The sequence below is a fragment of the Paracoccus sp. MKU1 genome (assembly GCF_001447385.1).
Taxonomy (GTDB): domain Bacteria; phylum Pseudomonadota; class Alphaproteobacteria; order Rhodobacterales; family Rhodobacteraceae; genus Paracoccus.
Genome location: NZ_LLWQ01000064.1, coordinates 42269 through 65586 on the forward strand (window position 1 = coordinate 42269; position 23318 = coordinate 65586).

At 65.7% G+C, this 23318-nt stretch carries 26 protein-coding genes; all 26 read right to left on the reverse strand.

All coding sequences use genetic code 11. The features are described 5' to 3' along the window. Positions 1-1986: a conjugal transfer protein TraG gene (locus AQY21_RS03800; protein WP_058096474.1), complete on the reverse strand. Its 1986-nt coding sequence runs from the start codon at positions 1984-1986 to the stop codon at positions 1-3. 24 nt (positions 1987-2010) lie between these two features. Then, entirely contained in the window at positions 2011-3750 is a 1740-nt protein-coding gene (locus tag AQY21_RS03805; protein ID WP_058096475.1) for a VirD2 family relaxase/mobilization nuclease, read from the reverse strand. A gap of 243 nt (positions 3751-3993) precedes the next feature. After that, positions 3994-4707 (reverse strand): lytic transglycosylase domain-containing protein, encoded by a 714-nt coding sequence (locus AQY21_RS03810; protein WP_203416370.1) that lies wholly within the window; start codon positions 4705-4707, stop codon positions 3994-3996. A 69-nt stretch (positions 4708-4776) separates the two neighbouring features. Then, entirely contained in the window at positions 4777-5124 is a 348-nt protein-coding gene (locus AQY21_RS03815) for a DUF736 domain-containing protein (RefSeq protein ID WP_058096477.1), read from the reverse strand. Between the two features lie 68 nt (positions 5125-5192). Further along, positions 5193-5738 carry a S26 family signal peptidase gene (locus AQY21_RS03820; protein ID WP_058096478.1) on the reverse strand — a complete coding sequence of 182 codons (546 nt, stop codon included), beginning with the start codon at positions 5736-5738 and terminating at the stop codon, positions 5193-5195. Next, positions 5735-6256 carry a DUF2840 domain-containing protein gene (locus tag AQY21_RS03825; RefSeq protein WP_058096479.1) on the reverse strand — a complete coding sequence of 174 codons (522 nt, stop codon included), beginning with the start codon at positions 6254-6256 and terminating at the stop codon, positions 5735-5737. The genes AQY21_RS03820 and AQY21_RS03825 overlap by 4 nt, the downstream gene beginning before the upstream one ends. After that, positions 6253-6504 carry a hypothetical protein gene (locus tag AQY21_RS03830; RefSeq protein ID WP_058096480.1) on the reverse strand — a complete coding sequence of 84 codons (252 nt, stop codon included), beginning with the start codon at positions 6502-6504 and terminating at the stop codon, positions 6253-6255. Before AQY21_RS03830 ends, AQY21_RS03825 begins: the two co-directional genes overlap by 4 nt. Beyond that, positions 6501-7157: a ParA family partition ATPase gene (parA, locus tag AQY21_RS03835; RefSeq protein ID WP_058096481.1), complete on the reverse strand. Its 657-nt coding sequence runs from the start codon at positions 7155-7157 to the stop codon at positions 6501-6503. Before parA ends, AQY21_RS03830 begins: the two co-directional genes overlap by 4 nt. Next, positions 7154-8329, reverse strand: coding sequence for a replication initiator protein A (locus AQY21_RS03840; protein WP_058096482.1), 1176 nt, complete (start codon positions 8327-8329; stop codon positions 7154-7156). Before AQY21_RS03840 ends, parA begins: the two co-directional genes overlap by 4 nt. Before the next feature lie 18 nt (positions 8330-8347). Next, on the reverse strand, positions 8348-8629 hold the full coding sequence (locus AQY21_RS03845) for an AlpA family transcriptional regulator (RefSeq protein ID WP_058096483.1): 282 nt from the start codon (positions 8627-8629) through the stop codon (positions 8348-8350). A gap of 136 nt (positions 8630-8765) precedes the next feature. Then, positions 8766-9296, reverse strand: coding sequence for a DUF2285 domain-containing protein (locus tag AQY21_RS03850; RefSeq protein WP_058096631.1), 531 nt, complete (start codon positions 9294-9296; stop codon positions 8766-8768). Beyond that, on the reverse strand, positions 9187-9528 hold the full coding sequence (locus AQY21_RS29610; protein WP_152988097.1) for a transcriptional regulator domain-containing protein: 342 nt from the start codon (positions 9526-9528) through the stop codon (positions 9187-9189). Before AQY21_RS29610 ends, AQY21_RS03850 begins: the two co-directional genes overlap by 110 nt. A gap of 129 nt (positions 9529-9657) precedes the next feature. Then, positions 9658-9936, reverse strand: a complete 279-nt coding sequence (locus AQY21_RS03855; protein ID WP_369807747.1) for a DNA -binding domain-containing protein — start codon at positions 9934-9936, stop codon at positions 9658-9660. Between the two features lie 78 nt (positions 9937-10014). Further along, positions 10015-10281 (reverse strand): helix-turn-helix transcriptional regulator, encoded by a 267-nt coding sequence (locus AQY21_RS27550; protein WP_082657970.1) that lies wholly within the window; start codon positions 10279-10281, stop codon positions 10015-10017. A 305-nt stretch (positions 10282-10586) separates the two neighbouring features. Further along, positions 10587-10913, reverse strand: coding sequence for a DUF736 domain-containing protein (locus AQY21_RS03860; protein WP_058096484.1), 327 nt, complete (start codon positions 10911-10913; stop codon positions 10587-10589). Positions 10914-11485: 572 nt separating this feature from the next. Continuing rightward, positions 11486-11926, reverse strand: a complete 441-nt coding sequence (locus AQY21_RS03865; protein ID WP_058096485.1) for a hypothetical protein — start codon at positions 11924-11926, stop codon at positions 11486-11488. Positions 11927-12058: 132 nt separating this feature from the next. Then, on the reverse strand, positions 12059-12226 hold the full coding sequence (locus AQY21_RS29295; RefSeq protein ID WP_203416374.1) for a hypothetical protein: 168 nt from the start codon (positions 12224-12226) through the stop codon (positions 12059-12061). Between the two features lie 279 nt (positions 12227-12505). Next, positions 12506-12928 carry a type II toxin-antitoxin system VapC family toxin gene (locus tag AQY21_RS03870; RefSeq protein WP_058096486.1) on the reverse strand — a complete coding sequence of 141 codons (423 nt, stop codon included), beginning with the start codon at positions 12926-12928 and terminating at the stop codon, positions 12506-12508. After that, positions 12925-13179: a hypothetical protein gene (locus tag AQY21_RS03875; RefSeq protein WP_058096487.1), complete on the reverse strand. Its 255-nt coding sequence runs from the start codon at positions 13177-13179 to the stop codon at positions 12925-12927. Before AQY21_RS03875 ends, AQY21_RS03870 begins: the two co-directional genes overlap by 4 nt. 87 nt (positions 13180-13266) lie before the next feature. Then, positions 13267-14193 (reverse strand): DUF2493 domain-containing protein, encoded by a 927-nt coding sequence (locus AQY21_RS03880; RefSeq protein ID WP_058096488.1) that lies wholly within the window; start codon positions 14191-14193, stop codon positions 13267-13269. Between the two features lie 291 nt (positions 14194-14484). After that, positions 14485-15519 (reverse strand): toprim domain-containing protein, encoded by a 1035-nt coding sequence (locus tag AQY21_RS03885; RefSeq protein WP_058096489.1) that lies wholly within the window; start codon positions 15517-15519, stop codon positions 14485-14487. After that, positions 15519-19826 (reverse strand): strawberry notch family protein, encoded by a 4308-nt coding sequence (locus AQY21_RS03890; RefSeq protein WP_058096490.1) that lies wholly within the window; start codon positions 19824-19826, stop codon positions 15519-15521. The genes AQY21_RS03885 and AQY21_RS03890 overlap by 1 nt, the downstream gene beginning before the upstream one ends. 159 nt (positions 19827-19985) lie before the next feature. Next, positions 19986-20282 carry a hypothetical protein gene (locus tag AQY21_RS03895; RefSeq protein WP_058096491.1) on the reverse strand — a complete coding sequence of 99 codons (297 nt, stop codon included), beginning with the start codon at positions 20280-20282 and terminating at the stop codon, positions 19986-19988. Next, the gene (locus tag AQY21_RS03900) at positions 20279-20545 is read right to left on the reverse strand and encodes a DUF6117 family protein (RefSeq protein ID WP_058096492.1); all 267 of its coding nucleotides are present in this window, start codon (positions 20543-20545) and stop codon (positions 20279-20281) included. Before AQY21_RS03900 ends, AQY21_RS03895 begins: the two co-directional genes overlap by 4 nt. Next, on the reverse strand, positions 20542-20958 hold the full coding sequence (locus tag AQY21_RS03905; RefSeq protein ID WP_058096493.1) for a hypothetical protein: 417 nt from the start codon (positions 20956-20958) through the stop codon (positions 20542-20544). The genes AQY21_RS03900 and AQY21_RS03905 overlap by 4 nt, the downstream gene beginning before the upstream one ends. A 99-nt stretch (positions 20959-21057) precedes the next feature. After that, positions 21058-23184 (reverse strand): ParB/RepB/Spo0J family partition protein, encoded by a 2127-nt coding sequence (locus AQY21_RS03910; protein WP_058096494.1) that lies wholly within the window; start codon positions 23182-23184, stop codon positions 21058-21060. Positions 23185-23318 lie beyond the last annotated feature (134 nt).

The window sequence follows — 23318 nt, forward strand, 5'->3', positions numbered from 1 at the left end:
TTACAGGTCCATGCCGTCATCGGGGTCGAGCGACACCTGGCGCGCGACACCCTGAACCTGACTGATCATCCGCCGATTGCGCATGGCGTCCTCATCGGTGTCGTCGGGAAGCTCGATTTCGAACTCGTTGGCGATGGGTTCTTTCTTTTCCGCCGGCTTGGCGCGGCTGAGTTCGGGTTGCAGCCGGCGTTCGGAATCGGTGGTGTCTTCGTCGTCGGACAGGTCGGCAGGCTTCCCGTCCAGCGCCTCCGGCCTCGCCGGGATCGGCAGGCTGCTCCAGTCGTCGGGGCGAGGCTTGTCGGGACGTTTCAGTTCGGGGGGCGACAGCAGGCGCTCGCGGAAACGGGCATCCTCATAGTAGCGCGCCTTCTTCGCCCGGATCGGCGGCGTGCCGGCGACCATGACGATTTCGTCGCTCGGCGGAAGCTGCATGATCTCGCCGGGCGTCAGCAACTGGCGGGCGGTCTCCGATCGCGAGACCATCAGATGGCCGAGCCATGGCGAGAGCCGATGCCCAGCATAGTTCTTCATCGCCTTCATTTCGGTCGCGGTGCCCAGCGCGTCGGACACGCGCTTGGCGGTGCGCTCGTCGTTCGTGGCGAAGGAAACGCGCACATGGCAGTTGTCGAGAATGGAGTTGTTGGGGCCGTATGCCTTTTCGATCTGGTTGAGTGATTGGGCGATCAGGAAGGCTTTGAGACCGTAACCCGCCATGAAGGCCAACGCACTCTCGAAGAAGTCGAGCCGCCCCAGCGCCGGAAACTCATCCAGCATCAAGAGCAGGCGGTGACGGTCGCCCTTCGCCTGCAGATCCTCGGTCAGACGACGGCCGATCTGGTTCAGCAGCAACCGGATCAGCGGCTTTGTTCTGTTGATGTCGGACGGCGGCACGACGAGGTAGAGCGTCGTCGGCCGCGCGCCGCCTACGACGTCGCTGATGCGCCAGTCGCAGCGCCGCGTCACCTCGGCGACGACGGGATCGCGGTAGAGGCCGAGGAACGACATGGCCGTGGACAGGACGCCGGAGCGCTCGTTGTCGGATTTGTTCAGCAGCTCGCGCGCCGCGCTGGCGACGACGGGATGCGGCCCGTCCTCGCCGAGATGGGCGGTCTTCATCATGGCGCGCAGCGTGGATTCGACGGGGCGCTTCGGATCGGAGAGGAAGTTGGCGACACCGGCGAGCGTCTTTTCCGGCTCGGCGTAGAGGACGTGGAGGATTGCGCCGACGAGCAGCGAATGGGAGGTCTTTTCCCAGTGATTTCTCTTGTCGAGGCTCCCTTCGGGATCGACCAGAATATCGGCGATGTTTTGCACGTCGCGCACTTCCCATTCGCCGCGCCGCACCTCGAGCAAGGGATTGTAGGCCGAGGATTTCGGATTGGTCGGATCGAAGAGGAGCACGCGGCCGTGGTGTGAGCGGAAACCGGATGTCAGCGTCCAGTTCTCTCCCTTGATGTCGTGGACGATGGCCGAGCCGGGCCAGGTCAGGAGCGAGGGCACGACAAGGCCGACGCCTTTGCCCGATCGCGTCGGGGCGAAGCACAGCACATGCTCCGGCCCGTCATGGCGCAGATACTCACGCTCGTAGCGGCCAAGTATGACGCCATCGGGATCGAGCAGCCCCGCAGCCTTCACCTCTTCCTTCTCGGCCCACCGTGCCGAGCCATAGGTCGCGGCGTCCTTGGCTTCGCGCGCCCGCCAGACCGACATGCCGATGGCGACGGCGATGGCGATGAAGCCGCCGGACGCGGCGATGAACGCGCCCTGGGTGAAGATCTCCGGCGCATAGGCATCATAGGAGAACCACCACCAGAAGAAGGCGGGTGGATGGTAGAACGGCCAGCCGAACAGGACGAACCAGGGCGGCCCGAGCTGCGCCTGAAACCCGAGGCTCCAGGCGACATATTCGGTCGTGCCCCAGGTGGTGGAGAGGACGATGAGGAGGACGATCAGAATCTGTCCCCAGAGGATTTTGGTCGCGGACATTGCGATGTTCCTTTCTGGTTGAGGCTAGAGGCCGAGCCCGCGCTTGCGGCCGAAATCCCAATCGACGCCGCCGCCGTCGCGGGCGACGCCGGAGACGTGGCGGCCGAGCTGCTTGTCGAGGGATGGCGACCAGGGCACGAGCTGGAAGCCGAGGCCGTCGTCGATCATGGCGAAGCGGCCGGAGGCGAGCGTCAGGCGCTGGCGATAGGTGCCGGCGACATATTCGCCGCTTTCGGCCGGCTTGAATGGCTGGCCGGTCTCCTTCGCCAATCTGCTGGCCACGGCATCGACTTCGCGGCGGCGGAGCGTATCGATCAGGTTGCGGTTGAAGATGACGCGGCGCCCCTGCTGCTCGGCGAGACCTTCGCCGACCAGATGCTCCGTGCGTTGCCGCATCGCGTCCCGCACTTCGGCGCCGAAACCGCCGTCCGACATGGCGACGGGTTCGCGGGCGATGGATTGCCGGTCGAGCCAGGTTGCGCCGGTGGCGCTCACCTGATGCTGGAGATCGAGATCGGAGCGGACGGCGAGCGCGACACGGTGCTCGCCTTTCGCGTCCTCGTAGGCGCGCAGCTCGACGATCGATCCCGGCGGGCTGTCGCCGGTGGCGTCGAGATGCGGCAGCCTGATGTGATGGGTGCGGCCGTCCACACCGTCGACCACGGCGTAGGCCGTTCCCTTCAGCTCGTCGTCAAGGCCGCGTTCGACCAGGCGGCCGATAACGGGAACATCGAGGCTCTCCCCGGCGAGGACATAGCTGGCCGAGCCGCGTTCGATGCCGCGTTCGGTGAGCGCCCGGTGCATCCGCTTGATGATGTCGGCGCGCTCGCCGAGTTCGCGAAGTGTGGATTCGGCCTCGGCCTTGATGAACCATTGCTGGTGTCCGACCTGTCCGGCCAGCCCACGGATTTCGAGGGTGCGCAGCCTGCCGACCTTCAGCGCGTGAAATTCGTCTGGCTGCTGGCCGGGCTGCGGAGCGAGGTCGATGATGCCCGACTTGCCGGCGTCGCGGACAAGCTGCCGGTCGAGCTGCGTCCAGCGTTCGGCTTCGACCTGCCGCTCCAGATTGCGGTTGATCTCCAGATCGGTGCGAGGCCCAAGTTCCTGGGTGACGAGATCCTGCGCGCGGGCGCGCATTCCCTCCTTGATATAGTCGCGGGAGATCACGAGATCCTGGCCGTCGTCGGTGCGGCCGCGCAGGATGATATGGATGTGGGGATTGTCGGTGTTCCAATGATCGACGCCGACCCAATCGAGCTTCGTGCCGAGATCCTTTTCCATCTGCCCCATCAGCTCGCGGGCGTGGTCCTTGAGGTCGGCCATATCCACGGCGTCCTCGGACGAGACGATGAAGCGGAAATGGTGCCGGTCATCCTCGCAGCGCGCCGCGAAGTCGCGGGCGTCCACGTTATCGCCTTCAGGGCCGAACAGCCGCGCTTTCTCCCCGTCTCGGGTCACGCCGTCGCGGCGCAGATAGGTCAGGTGCGCAGCCAGCGGCGCGGCGCGCGCGCTATGGCGCACCACGCGGGTCTTGATGACGACGATGCGCGAGCGGCCGGTCAGCAGGCGATTGGCCTGGATGCTGGCGCGCTGGCCGCGCCCGAAGCGCGAACGGTTGCCGGGCGTGATCTTGCCGGAACGGGAGACGCGGCCCCCGGCCTTCTGCGCGGCGGCGAGCGCCTGCGAAATGAAAGGCCGGGCCTGCTGTGCGCGGGTCGAGCGGATGCGCCCAGGCCGGACGCGAATTTCGCTGTCATCGGCCATGGCGGAGCCCCGCACGGTGCAAAAGGAACAAGAAAATCAGTAAGATGGGCGCGCGGCGCACGGTGCGCGAAAGCGCGGCACGGTGCGAAACGCGCCGAAAACCCAAGCAAAAACAACCGACCGACCGAAGCGCACCGTGCGCCTTTTTATCTCGCCATCGTCCGGTTGTTGTGCCTGCCTCTGCCCCTTGCCCCCTCCCTGACACGCCGGAACACGATTGCGTGCGAATGGCGGCCCGCACGCTCATGGGCGCTCTCCTGGGGTGGAGCGTGCGACGACAAGGGGCGAATCCGATGTTGCGGCCGGACCGGATGGCCTCGCCGTGACGGAGGATCGGCTCTCGTCCGAACGCTCATTGGCCGACCGCGGCGCTGCGGAGTGAGCATCGGCGGAACGCACGACGAAGATCGCCGCCTCACGCCAATCGGGTGGCGGATCGGATCGCCGGACTGACGTTTCGGGTGCAGCCGCGCCGCCGAGAGCCGGCACGAGCGCGGCGACGTAGGCCCGCGTTTCGGCCGGCAGCGCGCGGCCGGTCGAGCGATGGTCGTCGTAGCGGCCGGGACCGGCGTTGTAGGCCGCGAGCATCGCGCCGACATCGCCATAGCGGTCCCACATTTCGCGCAGATAGGCCGTGCCCGCCATGATGTTGTCGTGCGGGTCATAAGGGTCGCGGCCGAGACGGTAGCGGGCGCGCAAGCCCGCCCACGTATCGGGCATGACCTGCATCAGCCCCAACGCGCCCGCCGACGAGATCGCGTGCACGTCGCCCGCGCTCTCGGCGCGCAGCACGGCGCGAATCCAGCGTTCGGGGATGCCGAACCGCTGCGCCGCCTCGGTGATGTGGGCAGCGTGCGGATCGACCGGGGCGATGCGTGTAGCCGGTGCCGACTGTGCAAGAACAGCGCCGGTTGCGCTCGCCGCGAGGATCAGGCCGGAAAGGAGAAAGAGAGCCATGCGACGGGTGGCGTTATGCCGCCCGCGCGCACTCCGATGGCTCGTCGATGGACGGCGAGCAGGCATCGGTCAGTCCTTCTCGGCTCGGTCGCGCGGACGCGACCAGTGCAGCGACCAGGCGCTCCCGGAATCGTCGTCGCGGAACAGGTTGGCGCGGATCGGCTGCGGAAAAGTCGGATCGTCGATCAGCAACGCGACATATTCACCGGCCTTCTCGCCGGTGCGCTTCCAGCCCGCGCCGATCTCCGCGCCTGTTTCGTTGTTCGTGGCATCGAAGACGTGAACGCGATAGTCGGGTGCGTTTTCGGCGTCGGACGGCTCGGCCGGAACGATGATGACGTCCTGGACGAGCAACAGCGTTTGAAGGTTGCCGGTGAAGCCGGTCTCTTCGCGCGCGAATTCACCAATCTGAGGCATGATTGCTTCCTTTGCGGTGGCGTTGAAAAAGCATCGGCGAGCACCGCTCCCGCCGATGGGGGAAGCCGTCAGCGCGTCGGCGCGCGCCACTCGAAGCGGCCATTGCCGTCTTCGTCGGTCCACAGCGGGACCGCGTGGCCGATGATCTGGTCGGTGGACGTCAGGCCGAAGTAGCGGCCGTCGAGGCTGTCGCGGACCTGCCAGTTCATGAGGAAGACTTCGCCGGTCTGGATGCGGCGGCAGCCCTGCCAGGCCGGCAGATCGCGCCCCACGCGATCACGCTGCAGCGCCTTGCCCATCTCGACGCCATCGACCGTGATGGTCAGGTTCGAGCGGCATACGGTCTGCCCGGAAACGCCGAGAACGCGCTTGAGCAGCGGCACGCCCTTGGGCAGATAGCCGCGCTCGGCCATGAAGGTGGCGAGCGGTTCGGGTGCGTCGACCGCGACAAGATCGGTGACGTCGAACGGCCCGTCGAAGTTGATCGTGTAGAAGCCGATGGGCGCACTGGCCGAGGCGTTCCACATGAGCTTGATCGGCATCGGCGTGAGCGCCGGATAGCCGACGCCCATCGTGGCGAGCGCCGTGACGAGGACGAGGCTGGCGCGCGTCATGGCTGGACCTTCCTGCGCAGGAGGAAGGCTCGGTGCTGTTCGAGCGTATAGGCGCGCGGCTGATGGGCGGCGGCCATCCGGTTGTGGACGTGCCGCCAGTGCTCCGGCGAAACGGCGTCCGCATCGATGCCGATCGCCTCGATCGCATCGACGTGGCGCAGCACGTCCTCGACCTTCGGCCAGCCCTCGATCTTCAGCAGGATTTCGCCGCCCGGCCGCACGAAAGGCAGCGTCTGGTAAGCCTCGCCCGGTTCGACCGCACGCACGATGTCGATGCGCGAGATGATCGTGCCGAAGTCGTTCGCCGCCCATCGCACGAAGGCGAAGACGGTGTTCGGCCGGAAAGAGAGAACGCGCTGGCGACGGTCGAGGATTTGTTCGTTCGCCGCCTGGCCGAACCTGATCCAGTATTCGATCTTCTTCTCGATCCACGTCAGTTCGACGCGGGTCATGCGATCATGGATGAGCGCGAACGGCATCGGGCCGCCGCGCTCGCGGGGGGCCGCGGTGCCGGTCATGTGCGGTCTCCTGGGGTCGGGGGAAATTCGCGAGAGAGCAGCTCGCGCAGCATGTCGGCGACGGTGACGCCGCGCCCGAAGGCCGCGATCTTGATCCGACCGCGCAGCGCGGGCGTCACGTCGATGGTGAGCCGCGCCGTGTAGGCGGTCGCCTCGGATGCGCGCGGCGGGCTCTCGGCCGTCTTGATCCATTGCTCGGGATCGGCGGGGCGCGTAGCGAAGCCGCGCTTTTCGACGCGGACCGTCATGACGCGCCTCCGTCGCCGATGCGCAGCCGCGCGATCTCGGATGCGAGCGCGGCGATTTCGCGGGCGGCGGGCGAGCGGCTGTCGATCTCCGAGGCGAGCCGCCCGGACTGCGCGGCGTCGGCGAAGACGACGCGCTGGCCGATGGTGCTGGCGAGCACCGGCGGATCGTGATCGGCCAGCGTCTCGGCCGTCTCGCGAGCGATGACGGTGCGCGCGGCGCAGCGGTTGAGAACGAAACGGGCGACGAGCTGTGGCCGGTAGATGCGCGCTTCCGACAGGAGCGAAAGCATCTCGGCCGAGGCCCAGCCGTCGAGCGGTGACGGCTGCACCGGGATCAGCACGAGGTCGGCGGCGAGCAATGCCGACCGCATGAGGCCGGCGACGCGCGGCGGGCCGTCGATGACGATGTGATCGACATCGCGCGCCAGCTCGGGCGCTTCGCTGTGGAGCGTATCGCGCGCCAGGCCGACGACGCCGAACGAGCGTGGCAGGCCCTCATGGCTGCGCTGCTCGGACCAGTCGAGCGCCGAGCCTTGCGGGTCCGCGTCGATCAGCGTGACACGCCGGCCGCGCCCGGCGAGTTCACCGGCGAGGTGGAGCGCGAGCGTCGTCTTCCCGACCCCGCCTTTCTGATTGAGAAGCGCGACGATCATCGGCGTTCCCCCGGTGGATCGAGGGGAAGCCGGGGCGTTTCGGGATCGCCGACGTTGGATGACAGGATGTTGCCGGAAGCCCTTTGCGGGCCGGACTGTGCGGTCGGGACGCTCTTTTTGGCCGCTACACTGAGGCTTCTGGCAGCGTCGCGGATGAGGTTTTCCACATCGCGCGCGCGCTCTTCAAGGTTAGATTCTTGGTTAGACTCTAAGTTAAGGGCGCGAATCCGCCTGCGATTTCCAGACGTTAAGGCCGGTTTGGGTTCCTGATAGCACGAGCCTCGGGTTCCCGATGGCACGATAGTCCGGGTTCCCGATAGCACGAGCCCGTCCACAGGTTTTCCACAGGCCGCGAGCGGCTCGAAAGCGAGCAGCGTTCGCCCGCCCATTTCCACCTCCAGCGACAGGACGTAGCCGGGTAGCGGCTGGCGCCGCACGATGTCGCGCAGCTCGAACGCGAAGCGTTTGAACGGCGACAGACTGCCGGATTTGACGTGGAGGTGGCGCAGGTCGAAACGCCAGCCGTCGCGCTGGCGGCCGCCGTGTTTGCGCACGATGCGGTAGAGCCAGCGGTCGAGGCCGCCGGTGAGATGGAAATAGGCCGGGTCGATGGTGAGGATGAGCGCGTCATCGAGGACGGCTTTGTAGAACCAGTCGGGGACGATCAGTTCGATGCCGTCCGGCCGTCCATTGCGTTCGGTGCGCTCCTGCCATTCGTTGATCCATGAAAAACGGTGGCGGCGGCCCTCGGTGGGCTGGCGGATCGATGTCGAGATGGTGGTCGATTGCAGCCGGTCCAGCGCGGCCTTGAGCCGCTGATAGTCGCGCATGGATGTGCCGCGACCGACATAGGTGAGGATCTCATACGGTGTCGCCGCCATCAGCCGGGAGGTGCGGAGCCCGGCGTCGCGGGCCTCAACGATCTGGCTGGCCGCCCAGATCAGGATGTCGGCGTCCCAGATCGTTGCCATGCCATGATCGGGAACGGCCTCGACCCGGATAGAGACGCCGCCCGCCGAAAAATCGATCGGCGCTATGCGGTGCGATTTCGAGAGGGAGAAGAAGGGATAGGCCATGAGATCCTGCGCGTCTCGTGGGGCGAAGTCGCCGGGGAGCGCGCGAAACAGGTCGAGCTGCCCGCGCTCCGAAGGGTCACGACGCCGCACCACCATGAAAGGGACCAGCCGCGATCAGCGTGCGTATCGGCCGGCGATCTGGCCGGTCGGTAGCGTCTGGCGCTTTGCGGGAAGCACGGAGCCGCGCGGATCGGACGTCGAGGTCACTGCCCCGCGTTCGGCCCAGGTTTCGAGATCGTCGACGGAATAAACGACGCGCCCACCGAGTTTGCGGTAGGCCGGGCCAGTGCCGTAGGTGCGGTGCTTTTCGAGGGTACGGGCGGACAGGCTGAGAAATTCAGCGGCTTCCTTGGTCCGCAGGTAACGTGGCGGGAGCGCGGCGGTATCGGGTCGCATGGGGCGGGCCTCCGTGGGGTTGCTGGGGGCCGCTGGCGATCAGCGGCTGACAGCGACCACGGTGGCGGAGAACGGTCGGCGGGAAGGATGGGGGACTTGGGTTGGCTAAATTACCCACCCCGGTCGCTCGCACAGGTTAGGTGCGACGGCGATGCCGAAGCAGGTGCAAATAGCCGCCATTGATGAGCGCCATTCCGGCTTCGACGAAGGCGATCACGGCATCACGCAGGGGCGAGGTCTTCCAGGGTTCGGTATCGATACGCGCCGCGCCATAGATTGCGATGGCGATTTCGCGATAGGTCGCGCCATTCATGCGGCCATCTGCGGCGCGGAGTTTGAGGCGAAAGCGACGGCGCTGCTCGACAGTCATGCGCGTGTCGCGCAACGGTGGACGTTGGAGCGAGGCGCGGGAGAGGCGTGTCAGTGCATCGATACGATCAAGGATGTCGTCATCTATGGGAATGACCACCGCAAGCTGATCGTTTGGGGATGTGCCGGGAAGAAAGAGAATCTGGAGGTCATGGTCGGGAAGACCGGAATATGATCCTTCAGGGCCGTCACGCCCCGCGACGAACCTGTCGGTGAGGCTGTTTGAAGCGAAAGGCAGAAAATTCGGCCGGGTTGTCAGAAAGAGGACGGCGGGGTCGTTCGACGGCGACCACACCACCTGTTGCTGCATGGCAGAACGACTTGGTCTTGCGGGGAAATCGCAACCCCCAGCGCTGCTGCATGTCGTCAGGCAACGGATGTGTCTCGACGCCGGCATCGACCAGGCCGGCGTAATCGTCCTGATACGGCTGGTATCTACGAAGGCATTCCCAGGCGAGACCTTCGATCGGCAGAGTATCGAAGAAGTCGTAGCTGCGGTCGTCTCGCCAGTCTGATGTATCGTGCCTCATCGCATCAACTCCCCCGCGTGGTGCGCGTAAGTCGAGCGTGTGATTTTTCGCTGCGCGAAGAGGATGTTGGAAGCCCGGAGGAGGGCATTGCGTGATGTCGAAAAGGCATCACACGGGGTTGCGAACCTGTCAGCCGTGTGCCGGTCGCAGGAGGTGACGATAGCCGGTATGTGTCATCCAGCGGGCGCGATCGAGATGGCTGTCGTGGATGCGTCGGCAGCGTTCGGGCTCACGGGCGGGATCGAGGCCGAACAGCACCCGCACGGCTTCTTCCCAATGCGCGCCGTCAGCGGCTGCGTCCAGCAAGCGCATGTAGAGTTTGACGTGCGACTTGTCGTAGTCGGTGAGATCTTGCCCCGACGGCGCGATGTCCTGGAATGATTCGATCATGGTGTAGATTCGGCGGATACGTGACGCCTGTCCATTAACCAAGTTTGGTCCGAAATGGCGACCGTGCGAATGACGAGGGGCCTGGCGGCCCACGGGTCAGCGTAAACCGGTAGATCGGTTCGGCTTGTTTCTGCGATCATCGACCAGCAGCACTCCTTGCCCTCGGTCGGTCGACAGAAAGACGATGCCGGCGCCTTCCAAGGCCCTGCGTGCCTGATCGCGTGTCGTCTCGTACACATCGAGTCCGCTTTCGGATTCGAGGCGTTTGAGCGCTGTCAGCGATATGCGGGCCTTGTCAGCGAGCGTCTCCTGCGTCCAACCCAGCAACGCGCGTGCGGCCCGTGATTGTCGGGCGGTGATCATGCATGATCACCTCCCATCGCAACCGGCGCGCGCTCCAGAACTACGGCTATTTTAGTCGCATTAGACCGCTTCGGCCAGATCAAAGACATCGCCGGAGGGCCGTGTTGCGCTGGCGCCGACTTGCTGATTCGGGCAATCGAGCCGTTGTCGCTGACGAAACGAAGGTTCTGCGGGCTGGCTTTTGCAGTAAAGCCGGAGGGCGCGACTTCGGTGTGGCCCGACTATTTGGGGCACGCATCTGCGACTGGGTGCGATTTGAGCAGGAAGGCGACCCCGGCCTTTCGGCCGGGGCCTCGTACGCCGCCTCAGTCTCCGCGGCGGCCGTTGGGGCGGGACCAGATCAGCGAGTAGCCCTCGCCGTCTTCGTCATCGAAGAGGTTGGCGTAGATCGGAGCATTGAAGCTCGGATCGTCGAGCTTGAGGCCCAGATAATCGCGGCCCTCGTTGGAGCGCTTGGACCAGGCGGCGCCGATCTCGGCGCGGCCGACCAGGACCCGGTGGCTGGGGGCGTTCTCGCCGTTGGCGCGCAGGTCGGGGACGATGCGCACGCCCTTGGCCTGGACGCTGAGGGTGACGATGTCGCCGGTGAATTCGTTCGAGCCGGTCTTCTTGAAGGTGCCGATGGTCGCCATTGTAAGTCTCCGTTTTCCGTTTCGAGCCCGCACCATTGCGGCCTCGATGGCGATCGACCGGACGGAGGCGAGCGACGACACATCGCTTGCGACCGCAGCGCAGCGGAGGATGGCGCAGGCGCGACTTTGTTGTTTCGCGAGGAATGACGGCGCAGCCGGCAGGGGAAGAAAGTCGAGACCAGCCGTTGTGGCTTAGGCGCTCGAGGCGAAGCCGTCCTTCGGCCAGATCAGGCCATTGAAGAGGCCGTTTTGAGCGGGCGCCGGACGGACAGATGACGGAGATGGTGGTGGTCCTGGCATTGGTCATAGAGACCTGACCGGCGACCACAGGCGGATACAGCCATTGAACCGGCCAGCGGGCTGCGCATTTCGCCGCTCCGCCAGCCCTGACGAAACGCTTCGAGACCGAGGTTCCTCTGGCCGTGATGCCGGTGCCGATCCCGACAAGCTCCACCGTTCCGTGACAGGCGGCACGATCGATGCTCTGTAACTCCGTTCCCTATCGGGCCAACTGGATGACGCGGGCGACAATGGTGTTCGCTGCCTGGTCTTGCTCCGATGGATGTCGCGGGTCAGGCGTGGGATGTATGCCCGATCGCAGGGCCGGACGCCGCCATCCCAGTGATGCGCGTGAAGGCGACGATGCCGACCGCGACGGCTCCGATGACCGAAAAGACGACCTGCCATGTCTCCGACGGCATGGTGTGCTTCACGATGCCATGGGTGGCATGGAAGCCGGCAACCACGGCCGGGGCAACGAACGCTGCGGCTACGAGCAGACGTGCCCAGGTTGGGCGGACGGTGGCGAGCAGGAGTTGGCCGATGCCGAAGGTCAGGCCAGTGGCGACAAAGCCGACGACAAGAGCACCGAGCCAGCCGGCGCCGGTGCCATAGGCCCATGTGCCCGCAGTCACGCCTGCGAAGAATGGCAGGGCGAACACTGCAAGCGTGAAGAGGAGCCAGCAGAGGAATCCGATGGCGGCTATGCTGAGAAGAATGCCGACGAAGATCATGGTGGTGTCTCCGTAAAATGTTGGACGGATGCGCCTCCACCACCACCACGGCGCGTCCGCGAGAATAACAGAATTCGAGTCGCCGGGGAGCGGAAACGCGAAGCGTCCGCCGATTGTGCGACCCGGTTCGCCTCATGAGGCGAAGGGGTCGATTTCGCCGACGATGGCGGTTTCGTCGCCGTCGTATTCCGACGCCGGGGTGACGGAGAGCGTCCCGTCGCCGGCGCGATAGATGACGATGGCGGCCATCAGGGTGGTGGCGAGGCTGAAGGCGAAGGCGTGAGCGGTTTGGAAGGACATCGACCTGGCTCCTGTTTGAGCGGAGGTCCATCCCCCGCTGACAGGCACCCGAAGAGTTCGGCCGTTGGCCGCAATCACCGCGCAGGCGAAGCCGGAGCGGCGGCACGCTATGCGTAGTCCGACCCTTTACGGGTTGATGGCGTCAGGCCATCGGCTGAACCAAGGATCAGCGTCTTGAAGCGGGGGTGGTCGTCCGATCTGGAGACCGTGATGTCTGTTTGCCGCCAGGGCCGTTTTTGCCCGATTGCCCGTTCCAACCCCGTTGCCTGTGGCAGGTGGTCAGCGTTCGGTCTTCCAGGGGTCGATGACCTCGACATTGGCGGCGTCGAATGCACTGGTGTCGCGTGTGGCGACAACGAAGCCCTTGGCGGCCGCGATCGCCGCGATGTAGCCGTCGGGCGTCGGAAAGCCTTTCCCGGCCGTTCGGGCTTTGACGGCGAGATCCGCGTAATGCCGTGCGGCATCGATGTCGAACGGCAGGATGCGATCCGCGAACAGCTCGATTACCCCGTCCAGAGCGTCGGTGAGCCTGTCCTTGCGCTTGCCGTCAGGGAGCGTGCCGACGCCGAACATCAACTCGGCGATGGTGACGCTGGAGAGAAAGAGCGTTTCCGCCGCCTGCTCGTCGAGCCATGCACGCACGGTCTCGTCGGGAGCGGGCTTCATCGCCTCCGACACGACATTGGTGTCGAGCAGGATCATTCGAAGCTCATGGGCTCGGCGGGCGTATTGTCGACGGTCCGCTCAAGTGCTTCGACATCCTCGTTGGTGAGGCCGATGCGACGGCTGGCCTCGGCGAGCACCGTACCGAGACGCAGCCGGGTTTCGGGCCGGACGGCCGTTTCGAGGATGTCGCGCATCTCGGCCTCGGCGCTGCGGCCGTGCTGCGCCGCCCGCACCTTGAGGGCGCGGTGCGTCGCGTCGGACAGATTTCTGATCGTGACTGCGGGCATGATAGCGCCTCCGTCGAAGCTGATGGCAATGATAGCAAAATAGCGAAATTGCCATCATTTTTCAAGATGGCGGGGGGCCGGCAGCGCTTACGCGCCGCCGGAGCCGAACCGATAGACCGGGATGCCCATCTTGCGGGCCTTGTCCGCGAGATTGTCCTGAATGCCGGTGCCGGGGAAGATCACGACCCCGATCGGCACGACGTTCAGCATCTGGTCGTTGCGTTTGAAGGGAGCTGCTTTGGCGTGCTTCGTCCAGTCGGGCTTGAAGGCGACCTGCGGCACCTTGCGGGTGCCGGCCCAGCGTGAAGCGATCTTCTCGGCGCCCTTCGGCGAGCCGCCGTGCAGCAACACCATGTCCGGGTGTTTGGCGTGGATCTGATCGAGCTTGGCCCAGATTTGCTTGTGGTCGGCGCTGTCTCCACCCGAGAAGGCGATCTTTGGTCCCGTGGGAACGAGCACCTCGGTATCAGCGCGCCTCTTGGCGGCGAGGAAATCCCGGCTGTCGATCAGCGATGCGGTGAGATTGCGATGGTTGACCCGTGATCCGGTTCGTTGCGACCAGGGCGAGCCGGTGGCGACGAGGTAGCGTTCGGCGGCCGCTTCGCGGAAGGTTTCCATGCCGTCGCGGCGCTCGATCAGGTTGCGCCCGATGTCAATATGACGCTCAAGCTGGAGGGACTTTACCTCGGAGCCGTCTTGTTCGCGCTGAAGCTGCTTTTGCGCACGCTCGTTGTCGTCCAGCTTCTGTTCGATCCGGTCTACGGCGCGGTGGAACATATTGACGGTCGACCAGAGGAGATCGGGCAGATCGAAGTCGAGGCCCGTGTCGGTGATCGTAGCGACCAGGGCGTCGAAGATGTCGGCGACGGCTCCTTCGATGATGTGGTCTTCCGGTGGCGGACGCTGGTCGAGTTCGTCTTCGGAGGGGCGATAGCCGTGGAGCTGCAACTCCTGGATCAGGTGCTCGGTCGGGGATGACTGATGGTGCGGTTCGTAGTCGTCATGCTCGCTCATGGGATGCTCCGTCGGTTGGACCGCGACCGTCGCGGCCTTCATGGCGACGAAGCCCACCGGTGGGACGGACCTGCACTCGGAGCGAAGCGCAGGGCTTGATGGCTAAGGCCGACTATTTTGTCTCGCGATGGAAAGGCCCGCAGGGCCGCCGGAAAATAGTCGGCCGCCGCCATTGCCGGACCGGACCGACTGTGGGCCGATCGCCCTCTCGAAGGCCGAGGCGCGGTCCTCTTCCGATGGCTGGCGCATCCTTGCGGCATGTGGCTACGCGCTGCCCTTCAGCCCTTTCCGCTACGCTGCCAGTTTCATGAAGCGTGTGACGTCCTCCGGAGCGAGTTGCACTCGGACGCCGGCTCGGAGTGCATCGATGCCGAGCCGCCGGAGATCTTCGTTGAAGTCCCCAAGTGCCGGCGACAATGGAATGGCCTCGATTCCCTCGGCGTTCGCCCGTTCGATCAGCATGTCGCGCGCGCCGTCACCAGCGGGATCGTCATCCCGAACGATATAGAGCCGCCGCAGATTCAGCGGGAACAGGATCGCGGCCAAGTGTGCCGCCGAGAGCGCCGGCGCCATCGCCATGTGGGGCAAGACCTGCCGGAGCGACAGCATGGTCTCGATACCTTCGCCTGCCGCCATGACATTGCCGGACGCCCCGATGCGGACGGCATGACCGAGCAGATCGCCCATCGCCTTGCGCGGCGTGTCGATCGGGGCTTTGTCCGAGCCGTCGGGCGCGAGCCAGGTGCGGTGCGCGCCGGTGATCTTGCCGGTGAGGTCGGTGACGGCGGCGATCATGGCGGGCCATGTTTCGGTCGGACCGTCGTCGGGCTTGTAGTAGCAGCGGGGGTGGAAGCGCAGGTTTCCGGTTCCGTGCAGAAGCGTAATGCCGCGTCCGCGCAAATACGTCTGCACGATGGTCCCGACTATCGGCTGCGTCATGGCGATGAGCCGACGTGCCGCCTCGGCCGATCCCGATGGCGCTGGCGCCAGTCCGCGGCGTGATGCCGGCTCCGGCTCGGGATGTGGCAGACTGAGGAAGGTGCGGGCCTCGTCGGCAACGTCGGCGAAGTCGATGAGGCCGAGCGATTCACGGATGACGTCGAGCAGGTCGCCATGTTCGCCGGTGGCGGCATCGGTCCATTTGCCTGCTGGCCCCTTGGGCGTATCGCGCAAGCGCACGAACATGGAGCGACCGACGGCATTGCGAGCATCGCCAACCTGCCAGTAGTTGCCATGGCGCTGGCCGTTCGAGAGATAGTGACGGCAAACCGCCTCGGCCTGACGGCCAAGACGGTGTGCCAGATCGGAAGCGGCCCGCCGCGCCATCACGCTGCCTCGCGCTCGCTGATCCGCTCGACCGGATAGGTGTCGAGCAGCTTGCCCAGGATGGCGGGACCGGAGGCATCGACCGGAACGAAGAAGCGCAGCTTCCACGAGATGATCTCGCTGAAGAGGCCATAGGCGCGCAGGCGATCCCGCATGGCCTCGGTGAAGCCCGACAGTTCGATCCGGTTCGCGCCCATGACGCGCGCGCGGCGAAGCTGGAGTCCGTCGGCCAGGTCGAGGATGGTGCGGCCATCCAACAGAGCGGCATAGGCGTCGTCGCTGGTGAGATTGGCCGTGCCGGTAGAGGCGGCGTTCGCGGCCCAGGCGGGCGAAACCCGCCGCCCGATGATGCGTTCGCCGTCATCGGTCTGGAGCCGATAGACGCGCGTCGACTCATTCGGCAGGCGCTTCCACACGGGCAGGAGCAAGCCGCTGACCATGTGGATCGTGCCCTCTGTGTAGGCCGGCACCTCGGCGACTTCACGTTGCCAAACGGCGGCGAAGGTGTCGCGGTCGGTCTCCTGCCAGTGGCTGTCCGCCATCATGGCGATGGTTGCATGATGCTGTTCCATCGGCCGGATCAGCCTGACGCGGCGTTCGATCTCGCCGTCGTCGAGCATGATGGACGGCGCGGGCACCTGGACGGCGGCCCGGCGCGAACGCTCGTTGACGAGCAACCGGGCATGCGAATCGTCGAGCCAACCGAACGCCGCATCGAGCGTGATCGGGCGATTCCGACGACGCTCTGCGATGGTGAGCAGCCGCGTCTGTGCAGCCGTGGCGGGGTGGGTATAGATGGTCGTGCGCTCGGTGACGACGAAGCTCTCCGCCGTCAGCGTCTCCAGCCCGATGTCATAGACGCCGCTGGCGATGGCGCCGGCCACCTTGGCGTCGAGCAGTTGCTCGAACGCCGTGAAGAGGATGCCCTGAAGTTCGATGGTGAGCGCCAGCAACCTGTTCAGGAAGGTAGTGATCGGCGGCAACTCGTCCTTGATGCCGCCCGCGTCCATCAGCTTCAGACCGGTCGCGGACTCGAAGCGTTGGAGCGAGCAACCCTCCACCTTGCCGCGCACGATCAGGAGATAGAGTTGGCGCAACGCATCGCGGGCGTAGCTCGATTCCAGGTTGTCCTCGGGCCGGAACAGGCCTTGGCCGCCGGTCTGGCGCTGGCCGCGGGTGATCGCGCCGAGCGTATCGAGCCGGCGAGCGATCGTGGACAGGAAGCGCTTCTCGGCTTTGACGTTCGTGGCGATCGGTCGGAACAGCGGCGGCTGCGCCTGGTTGGTGCGATTGGTGCGGCCCAAGCCCTGGATGGCGGCGTCGGCCTTCCATCCGGGCTCTAGGAGATAGTGGATACGGAGCCGCTGGTTCTTCGCCGACAGTTCGGCGTGATAGCTGCGGCCGGTGCCGCCGGCGTCGCTGAACACGAGGATGCGCTTCAGGTCGTCCATGAAGGCGGCGGTTTCGGCGAGGTTGGCAGACGGCGCCCGGTTCTCGGCGGCGAAGCGTTCGCCCTTGCGGACGATGCGCCGGGAGCGGCCCGTCACCTCGGCCACCATGTCGGTGCCGAAGCGCTGCACGATCTGGTCGAGCGAGCCCGGAACCGGAGGCAGGCACGCGAGATGTTCAATCATTTCGTCGCGGCGTGCGACGGCTTCGCGGCTCTCGACGGGTTGGCCATCACGATAGACCGGGCGCGAGGACAGATTGCCGTCTCCATCCGTGAACGGCTCGTAGAGCTGGACCGGAAAGGAGTGGGCCAGATAGTCGAGGACATATTCGCGCGGCGTGATGTCGACGCGAACATCGTTCCATTCCTCGGTCGGGATCTCGGCCAGACGGCGTTCCATCAGGGCTTCGCCGGTCGAGACGATCTGGATGACGGCAGCGTGGCCATCGTTCAGGTCGCGTTCGATGGACCGGATCAGGGTCGGGGTCTTCATCGACGTGAGCAGATGGCCGAAGAAGCGCTGCTTCGCGCTCTCGAATGCCGAGCGGGCGGCGGATTTGGCCTGCCGGTTCAACGTGCCGTCGCTGCCGGTAATGTTGGCGGCCCGCATCGCGGCGTCGAGGTGGTTGTGGATGACGGCGAAGGCGCCAGCGTAGGCATCATAGATGCGGCGCTGCTCGTTGGTCAGGGCGTGTTCGACCAGCTCGTATTCGACGCCATCATAGGAAAGCGAACGGGCGGTATAGAGGCCGAGCGCGCGAAGGTCGCGGGCCAAAACCTCCATCGCCGCGACGCCACCGTCCTCGATCGCCTCCACGAATTCGGCGCGGGTGGCGAAGGGGAAGTCGTCGCCGCCCCACAGGCCGAGCCGCTGGGCATAGGCGAGGTTATCGACGGTGGTCGCGCCGGTGGCGGAGACATAGACGACGCGCGCGTTCGGCAGGGCGTGCTGGAGGCGAAGCCCCGCGCGGCCCTGCTGCGAAGCGGCAATGTCGCCGCGTTCTCCCTTGCCGCCTGCGGCATTGGCCATGGCGTGGCTCTCGTCGAAAATGATCACTCCGTCGAAATCGGAACCCAACCAATCGACGATCTGCCGGACGCGCGAAACCTTCTCGCCGCGGTCGTCGGAACGCAGCGTGGCATAGGTTGCAAATAGGACGCCGTCCGACAGCATGATCGGCTTGCCCTGGGCAAAGCGCGATAGCGGCGTGACCAGCAGGCGCTCCATGCCAAGGGCTGACCAGTCGCGTTGCGCGTCCTCGATCAGCTTGTCGGATTTAGAAATCCAGACCGCCTTGCGGCGACCGCGTAGCCAGTTGTCCAGGATAATGCCCGCAGACTGACGGCCTTTGCCGGCTCCGGTGCCATCGCCGAGCATGAAGCCACGGCGGAACCGCACGGCGTTCTCGGCCTCGGCCGGCGCTGCCTGGACGAGGTCGAAGGTCGCATCGACCGTCCACGATCCTGCGAGAAAATCCGAATGGGCTTCGCCGGCATAGATGACGGTTTCGAGCTGGGCGTCCGACAGCAGATCGGTGATGCCCGCCGGCAGCATCGGCCGATAGGCGGGTTTGGGCGGCGCAATGCTCGCCATGGCTGCCGATTGCACGAGTTTTGTCGGGTGCGCCTGCGAGCCGGAAATGCGGATCGACTGCAATCCGTATTCTTCATAGATCGCATCCGTGAGGTTCGCGCCCTCAGGTGGCGTCCAGTCCACCGTGTCATAGGCGAGTTCGACGCCCTCCGGGTCGATGGACGAGCAAGCGGCCGGGCGCGCGGTTGCGGCCCGTGCGAGATAGCCGCGCACGGTGCGGGGCGCTGAGCCCGACACAAGTGGCGTGATGTCGGGCAGAGAAACCGGCAGGCGTGGTGGAACCTGTGCCGCGATCCATGCGAGCAGTGTGGCGACGTCGGGCGCGAGACCGGCGGATGGCGAGAACATGGCCGGGTCTTCGGCCGGCAGCTTGTCGATGACGGTGAGCCGCGTCTCGATGGTCGTGCCGTGCTTGGCATAGACCGAGCCGTCGATCGTCGCCGTGAAGACGACGCGACCGCGCTCCTGAAGCCGCACGAAGGCATCGCGCCAGGCGGGTTGCTCGGGACCGAAGTTCGCGCCGGTGATCGTTACCAAACGCCCACCGTCGGCGAGCCGCGCCAGAGCCGAGGCGACATGGCGGGCGGCGGCGTCGGCCACGCGGCCGGAGACGTTCGCCATTGCCGAGAACGGCGGATTCATCAGGACAACGGAGGGAATGGCGCTCGCGGGGAGGTGATCGTCGATCTGGGCGGCGTCGACGCGCGTGATAGCAAGGGCCGGAAAGAGCTGGCCAAGCAGATCGGCGCGGGTTTCCGCCAACTCGTTGATGAGCAGCGAACCGCCGCTGATCTCGGCAAGGATGGCGAGCAGTCCCGTGCCGGCCGAAGGTTCCAGCACGATGTCGCGCGGCGTGATGGCGGCAGCGGCAATGGCGGCAAGGCCGAGCGGGATCGGGGTCGAGAATTGCTGAAGCGCTTGGCTCTCTTCGGAGCGACGGGTGTGCGTCGGCAGGAGGCCGGTGATTTTCGACAAAGCGGAAAGCCGTGCAGCCGGGCTGTCGGCTTTACGGAAAAGCGCGCGTCCGTATTTGTGCAGGAACAGGACGGTCGCGCATTCGCAGGCTTCATAGGCCGTCTTCCAGTCCCAGACGCCGGTCACGTCGGAAGCGTCGAAGGCGGTCTCCATGCCGGTGCGAAGAGCGGCGCTGTCGATCCGCTGCCCGCGTTCGAGCAAGGCGAGAAGACGATGCGCAGCGGCTATGATGGCGGACGCACGGACGATGGGCGCGGCCGGAACGGCTACGGGTGACATGATGTTCATGGACTGGAACCTCGGGAGAGCGGGAACGGGAAGCCCGAACGACGCTCTCTCTCGACCGCCCGGACTCACCTCGTCCCGGCGGCCCTCTCACTCTCGAAACGCTTTTCGCGGCCGGCATGAGAAAAGCGCCTCGGCCGATCGGCGGGGCGCTTTGAGGCGTCAGGTCCAGTATCCGTCGGCGATCTCACTGGCGATGAGCATGCGCGCCTTGCGGATCAGGTCATCGCCGCTGGTGTCGATGTGCTCGAAGAACCTGGCGCGCGCGCCGTTCGTGGTCCAATCGGCATAGGCGCAATATTCACGGGCCTCGGCCCGGAATGCCCTCATGTCGCTGGCCCAATGAGGCTTGGGCTCTATGACGACGGTGATGCCGTCCCTGATCTCTGGCCAGGGGAACGACCGTTCGGTGGGCGGCCGCTCGTGATCGGCGGCGAAGATGGCGTCGATGTCCATCATGGCGCCTCTCCCGGTGTGTCGGGATGTATGAAACGGTCAGGATCGCCGGGGTCGGGCGGCAGATAGGCGTCATAAGGATTGCCGTCGGCGAGATGGCCGAAGGGCGTGAAGACGAAATCCCCATCGTCTCGTCCCACTGCGCAGATGACGTAACGCGGAGCGCCGGTCACGGCGTCGAGGCACTCCATGAGCGCGAGGTTGCCGTCACCTGCGGCGCGCAGAAGGGTCTGAAAATTGGTCTGGGCGAAGGAGGGGATGCTCATATCCGGTCTCCTGAGTCGGAGATGGTCTCGGCGAGCCAGCCATCGGTGTAGATCCAGTCCACCGTCTCCCCGGTGGCGAGATCGAGGACATGCGCGCCACCGCCGAAGCCGTCGAGCCGGGGCTTGGAGCAGGTGTTGGCATATTGGAAACCCCAGCGGCCGGTCAGGCCGAACTCCGCGGCGCAGCGCTTCACGAACTGGATCAGCCGCTCGGGATCGCCGGTGATGTCGTCGCGCATCCAGAGCTGGGCGCCGCCATGCTCGGGCTGGATCGAGAGGAGAAAACCCTCGGAAGGCGGTTCTTCCGACGCGCCAGCCTCGGACAGGCGGTTGTATAGGTCGAGCGCGCGGGCGGCGTTCTCCGGCGTGACGACGTCGAGCAGGCACGAGAAATGGGTGAAATAGTCGGCCATGACAGGCTCCTGAAACGAAAATGCCCGGTGCGATGACCGGGCAGATGGAAGATCGGGGTGGGACGCGCGGGACGAACGGAGCCGCCCCGCGCTGTTGCGTTATTCAGCCGCTATGGCGTGCTGGACTTCGTCCTCGTCGTCGCTGGCCGCTTCGTCCTCGCTCTCATCGGTGAGGAAGTCCGGCAGCGCGGTGTTGTCGCCAGCGTCGGCCTGATCGTCCGGGCTGGGCTGATCGCCGTCGAGGGACGCCAGGCGCAGCGGTTCCGGCAGCCAGCCGGTTTCCGCAAGAAGGCGTTCGGCTTCCTTGGCCATGTCGCTCTTCTTCAGGTGATCGATGAGCTGGGCGGCCCGCTCGCCGGCGCCCTCACGGACGGCTTCGAGAATACGGGGCTTGGTCACGCGGCCGAGATAGTTGCCGACCGTGGGCTTCCAGCCAACGGCCACCATGTCGAGACCGGTCGCGCGCGAGAGCCGGTCGGCCTGGGCCAGGCGCACGTCGAGACCGTGCTGACTGACGCCCGAGCCCGAATAGGGGTTCGGACGCTCGAACAGCGCATTGACGCCATAGCTGACGCAAAGCGCCAGCAGCTCCATGCGCGTGCCGTCATCGAGATCGGTCAGCCAGTCCCACAGCGCCTGATCGTCGGCGGGGATGTGATCCCCCCAGCGTTCGTGGCGATCGTTGACCGCCCGCGCCGATGGGCTGTCCTTCAATTCCTCGGACTGTCCCGGGAAGAAGATGTGGCGGACATTGGTCTCGAGGCAGCCGGTCGCGTTGGTGTGGATGAAGGTGTCGCTGAGGAGCTTGTGCAGCAACATCGTCATGGCGACGTGCGGATTTTCCGCCACCGCGTTGCGCAGCGCCACTGTGCGATGGGCCGTCAGCTCGATCACGAGACGCTCGGGGAGTGGCTTGATGCCGTCCTCCTCGTCGTCCTCGGGTTCGGCGGGCTTGCCGCCGATGGTGATGACCGCCCGTTGGACGACCGGCGTGTCGGTCTGGTCGCCCCCGGTTGCCTCACCATCGGGCCCGGCCTGGGCTTCATCCCCGGCGCGGACATAGCCGCGGTCGATCGACAGAGAACCGTCGGCGTCGAGGCTGACGAAGGCGCCGGCGATCGCGATGTCGGCCGGATCGTAGCTGACCGGGCGGTTGTCGAAGGCTTCCAGCGCCTGTTCGATTTCGCCGAGACGCTGATCGATGGCGTCGGGCAGCTCGTCGGCTTCGGAATATTCCGCTTCGATCCGGTCATATTCTTCGCGCAATGCCTCGCGGGTCGCGCGTTCCTCGTCGGTCAGATCGACCGTCGTGCCGCTGAGTTCACGAAGACCATGGTCGTGGCCATAGGGGAAGCTCATGGCGACCTCGATCCACTTCCAGCCTTCCTCGGCGATCTGGTCGGCGGCGCTCTTCAGCTTCTCGGCCACCATGCGGTCGAGCAGGGCCGGGTCTTGCAGCCAGCCGCCGTCGTCGGACTGGAACAGATCGCGCAGCATGATGCCGCCTGCGGCCTCGTAGGCGTCGACACCGACGAAGACGGCCCGCTTGTCCGAAGCGCGGACTGCGGTTTCGGTCAGCATCCGCCGGATCTGATAGGGTTCCTTCTGCCAGCTATCCTTGATCGCATCCCAGACCTGTTCCTGACGGGCATGGTCGGGGCTGACGGTGAAGGCCATGAGCTGTTCGAGCGTCATGCCGTCATCGGCATAGATCTCGAGCAGGGCCGGCGAGACGGACGTGAGCCGCAGGCGCTGCTTCACCACGGTGACGCTGACGAAGAAAGCGGCGGCGATGGCCTCCTCGGTCATGCCCTTGTCGCGCATGGCCTGAAAGGCGCGGAACTGGTCGAGCGGATGGAGCGGTGCGCGTTCCATGTTCTCGACCAGCGACACCTCGTCGATCAGGATGTCGCTGTGGGCGTCGCCAATGACGCAGGGGACCGGAGCATTTCTGGCCAGGCGCTTCTGCTTCACCAGCAATTCGAGCGCGCGATAGCGGCGGCCGCCGGCGGGCACTTCGAACATGCCGGTCTCATGGCCATCGCCATCGAGGACCGGGCGCACATGCAGGCTCTGGATGAGGCCGTGCCGGGTGATGGACTCGGCCAATTCCTCGATCGAGACGCCGGCCTTGACGCGGCGGACATTGGACTGACTCAGCACCAGCTTGTTGAAGGGAATGTCGCGCGCCGACGACAGGGTGATCTTCTGAACGGCAGTTGCCATGATCTTGACTCCGCGACGGGCGCCGAGAGCCTCTCTCTCGACCTCCAACCCGTCACGAAGCGAAGCGCCGCCCTCTCACTCTCAGGAGGGCAGCGCCACGGAAGCGAAAAGGCGTGAAGCCGGAGACCTGCTTT

Excerpts from the sequence above, each read along its gene's own strand:
- AQY21_RS03800 (WP_058096474.1), bottom strand. The coding sequence starts at position 1,986 with ATGTCCGCGACCAAAATCCTCTGGGGACAGATTCTGATCGTCCTCCTC.
- AQY21_RS03805 (WP_058096475.1), bottom strand. The coding sequence starts at position 3,750 with ATGGCCGATGACAGCGAAATTCGCGTCCGGCCTGGGCGCATCCGCTCG.
- AQY21_RS03810 (WP_203416370.1), bottom strand. The coding sequence starts at position 4,707 with ATGGCTCTCTTTCTCCTTTCCGGCCTGATCCTCGCGGCGAGCGCAACC.
- AQY21_RS03815 (WP_058096477.1), bottom strand. The coding sequence starts at position 5,124 with ATGCCTCAGATTGGTGAATTCGCGCGCGAAGAGACCGGCTTCACCGGC.
- AQY21_RS03820 (WP_058096478.1), bottom strand. The coding sequence starts at position 5,738 with ATGACGCGCGCCAGCCTCGTCCTCGTCACGGCGCTCGCCACGATGGGC.
- AQY21_RS03825 (WP_058096479.1), bottom strand. The coding sequence starts at position 6,256 with ATGACCGGCACCGCGGCCCCCCGCGAGCGCGGCGGCCCGATGCCGTTC.
- AQY21_RS03830 (WP_058096480.1), bottom strand. The coding sequence starts at position 6,504 with ATGACGGTCCGCGTCGAAAAGCGCGGCTTCGCTACGCGCCCCGCCGAT.
- parA (WP_058096481.1), bottom strand. The coding sequence starts at position 7,157 with ATGATCGTCGCGCTTCTCAATCAGAAAGGCGGGGTCGGGAAGACGACG.
- AQY21_RS03840 (WP_058096482.1), bottom strand. The coding sequence starts at position 8,329 with ATGGTGGTGCGGCGTCGTGACCCTTCGGAGCGCGGGCAGCTCGACCTG.
- AQY21_RS03845 (WP_058096483.1), bottom strand. The coding sequence starts at position 8,629 with ATGCGACCCGATACCGCCGCGCTCCCGCCACGTTACCTGCGGACCAAG.
- AQY21_RS29610 (WP_152988097.1), bottom strand. The coding sequence starts at position 9,528 with ATGAGGCACGATACATCAGACTGGCGAGACGACCGCAGCTACGACTTC.
- AQY21_RS27550 (WP_082657970.1), bottom strand. The coding sequence starts at position 10,281 with ATGATCACCGCCCGACAATCACGGGCCGCACGCGCGTTGCTGGGTTGG.
- AQY21_RS03860 (WP_058096484.1), bottom strand. The coding sequence starts at position 10,913 with ATGGCGACCATCGGCACCTTCAAGAAGACCGGCTCGAACGAATTCACC.
- AQY21_RS03865 (WP_058096485.1), bottom strand. The coding sequence starts at position 11,926 with ATGATCTTCGTCGGCATTCTTCTCAGCATAGCCGCCATCGGATTCCTC.
- AQY21_RS29295 (WP_203416374.1), bottom strand. The coding sequence starts at position 12,226 with ATGTCCTTCCAAACCGCTCACGCCTTCGCCTTCAGCCTCGCCACCACC.
- AQY21_RS03870 (WP_058096486.1), bottom strand. The coding sequence starts at position 12,928 with ATGATCCTGCTCGACACCAATGTCGTGTCGGAGGCGATGAAGCCCGCT.
- AQY21_RS03875 (WP_058096487.1), bottom strand. The coding sequence starts at position 13,179 with ATGCCCGCAGTCACGATCAGAAATCTGTCCGACGCGACGCACCGCGCC.
- AQY21_RS03880 (WP_058096488.1), bottom strand. The coding sequence starts at position 14,193 with ATGAGCGAGCATGACGACTACGAACCGCACCATCAGTCATCCCCGACC.
- AQY21_RS03885 (WP_058096489.1), bottom strand. The coding sequence starts at position 15,519 with ATGGCGCGGCGGGCCGCTTCCGATCTGGCACACCGTCTTGGCCGTCAG.
- AQY21_RS03890 (WP_058096490.1), bottom strand. The coding sequence starts at position 19,826 with ATGAACATCATGTCACCCGTAGCCGTTCCGGCCGCGCCCATCGTCCGT.
- AQY21_RS03895 (WP_058096491.1), bottom strand. The coding sequence starts at position 20,282 with ATGATGGACATCGACGCCATCTTCGCCGCCGATCACGAGCGGCCGCCC.
- AQY21_RS03900 (WP_058096492.1), bottom strand. The coding sequence starts at position 20,545 with ATGAGCATCCCCTCCTTCGCCCAGACCAATTTTCAGACCCTTCTGCGC.
- AQY21_RS03905 (WP_058096493.1), bottom strand. The coding sequence starts at position 20,958 with ATGGCCGACTATTTCACCCATTTCTCGTGCCTGCTCGACGTCGTCACG.
- AQY21_RS03910 (WP_058096494.1), bottom strand. The coding sequence starts at position 23,184 with ATGGCAACTGCCGTTCAGAAGATCACCCTGTCGTCGGCGCGCGACATT.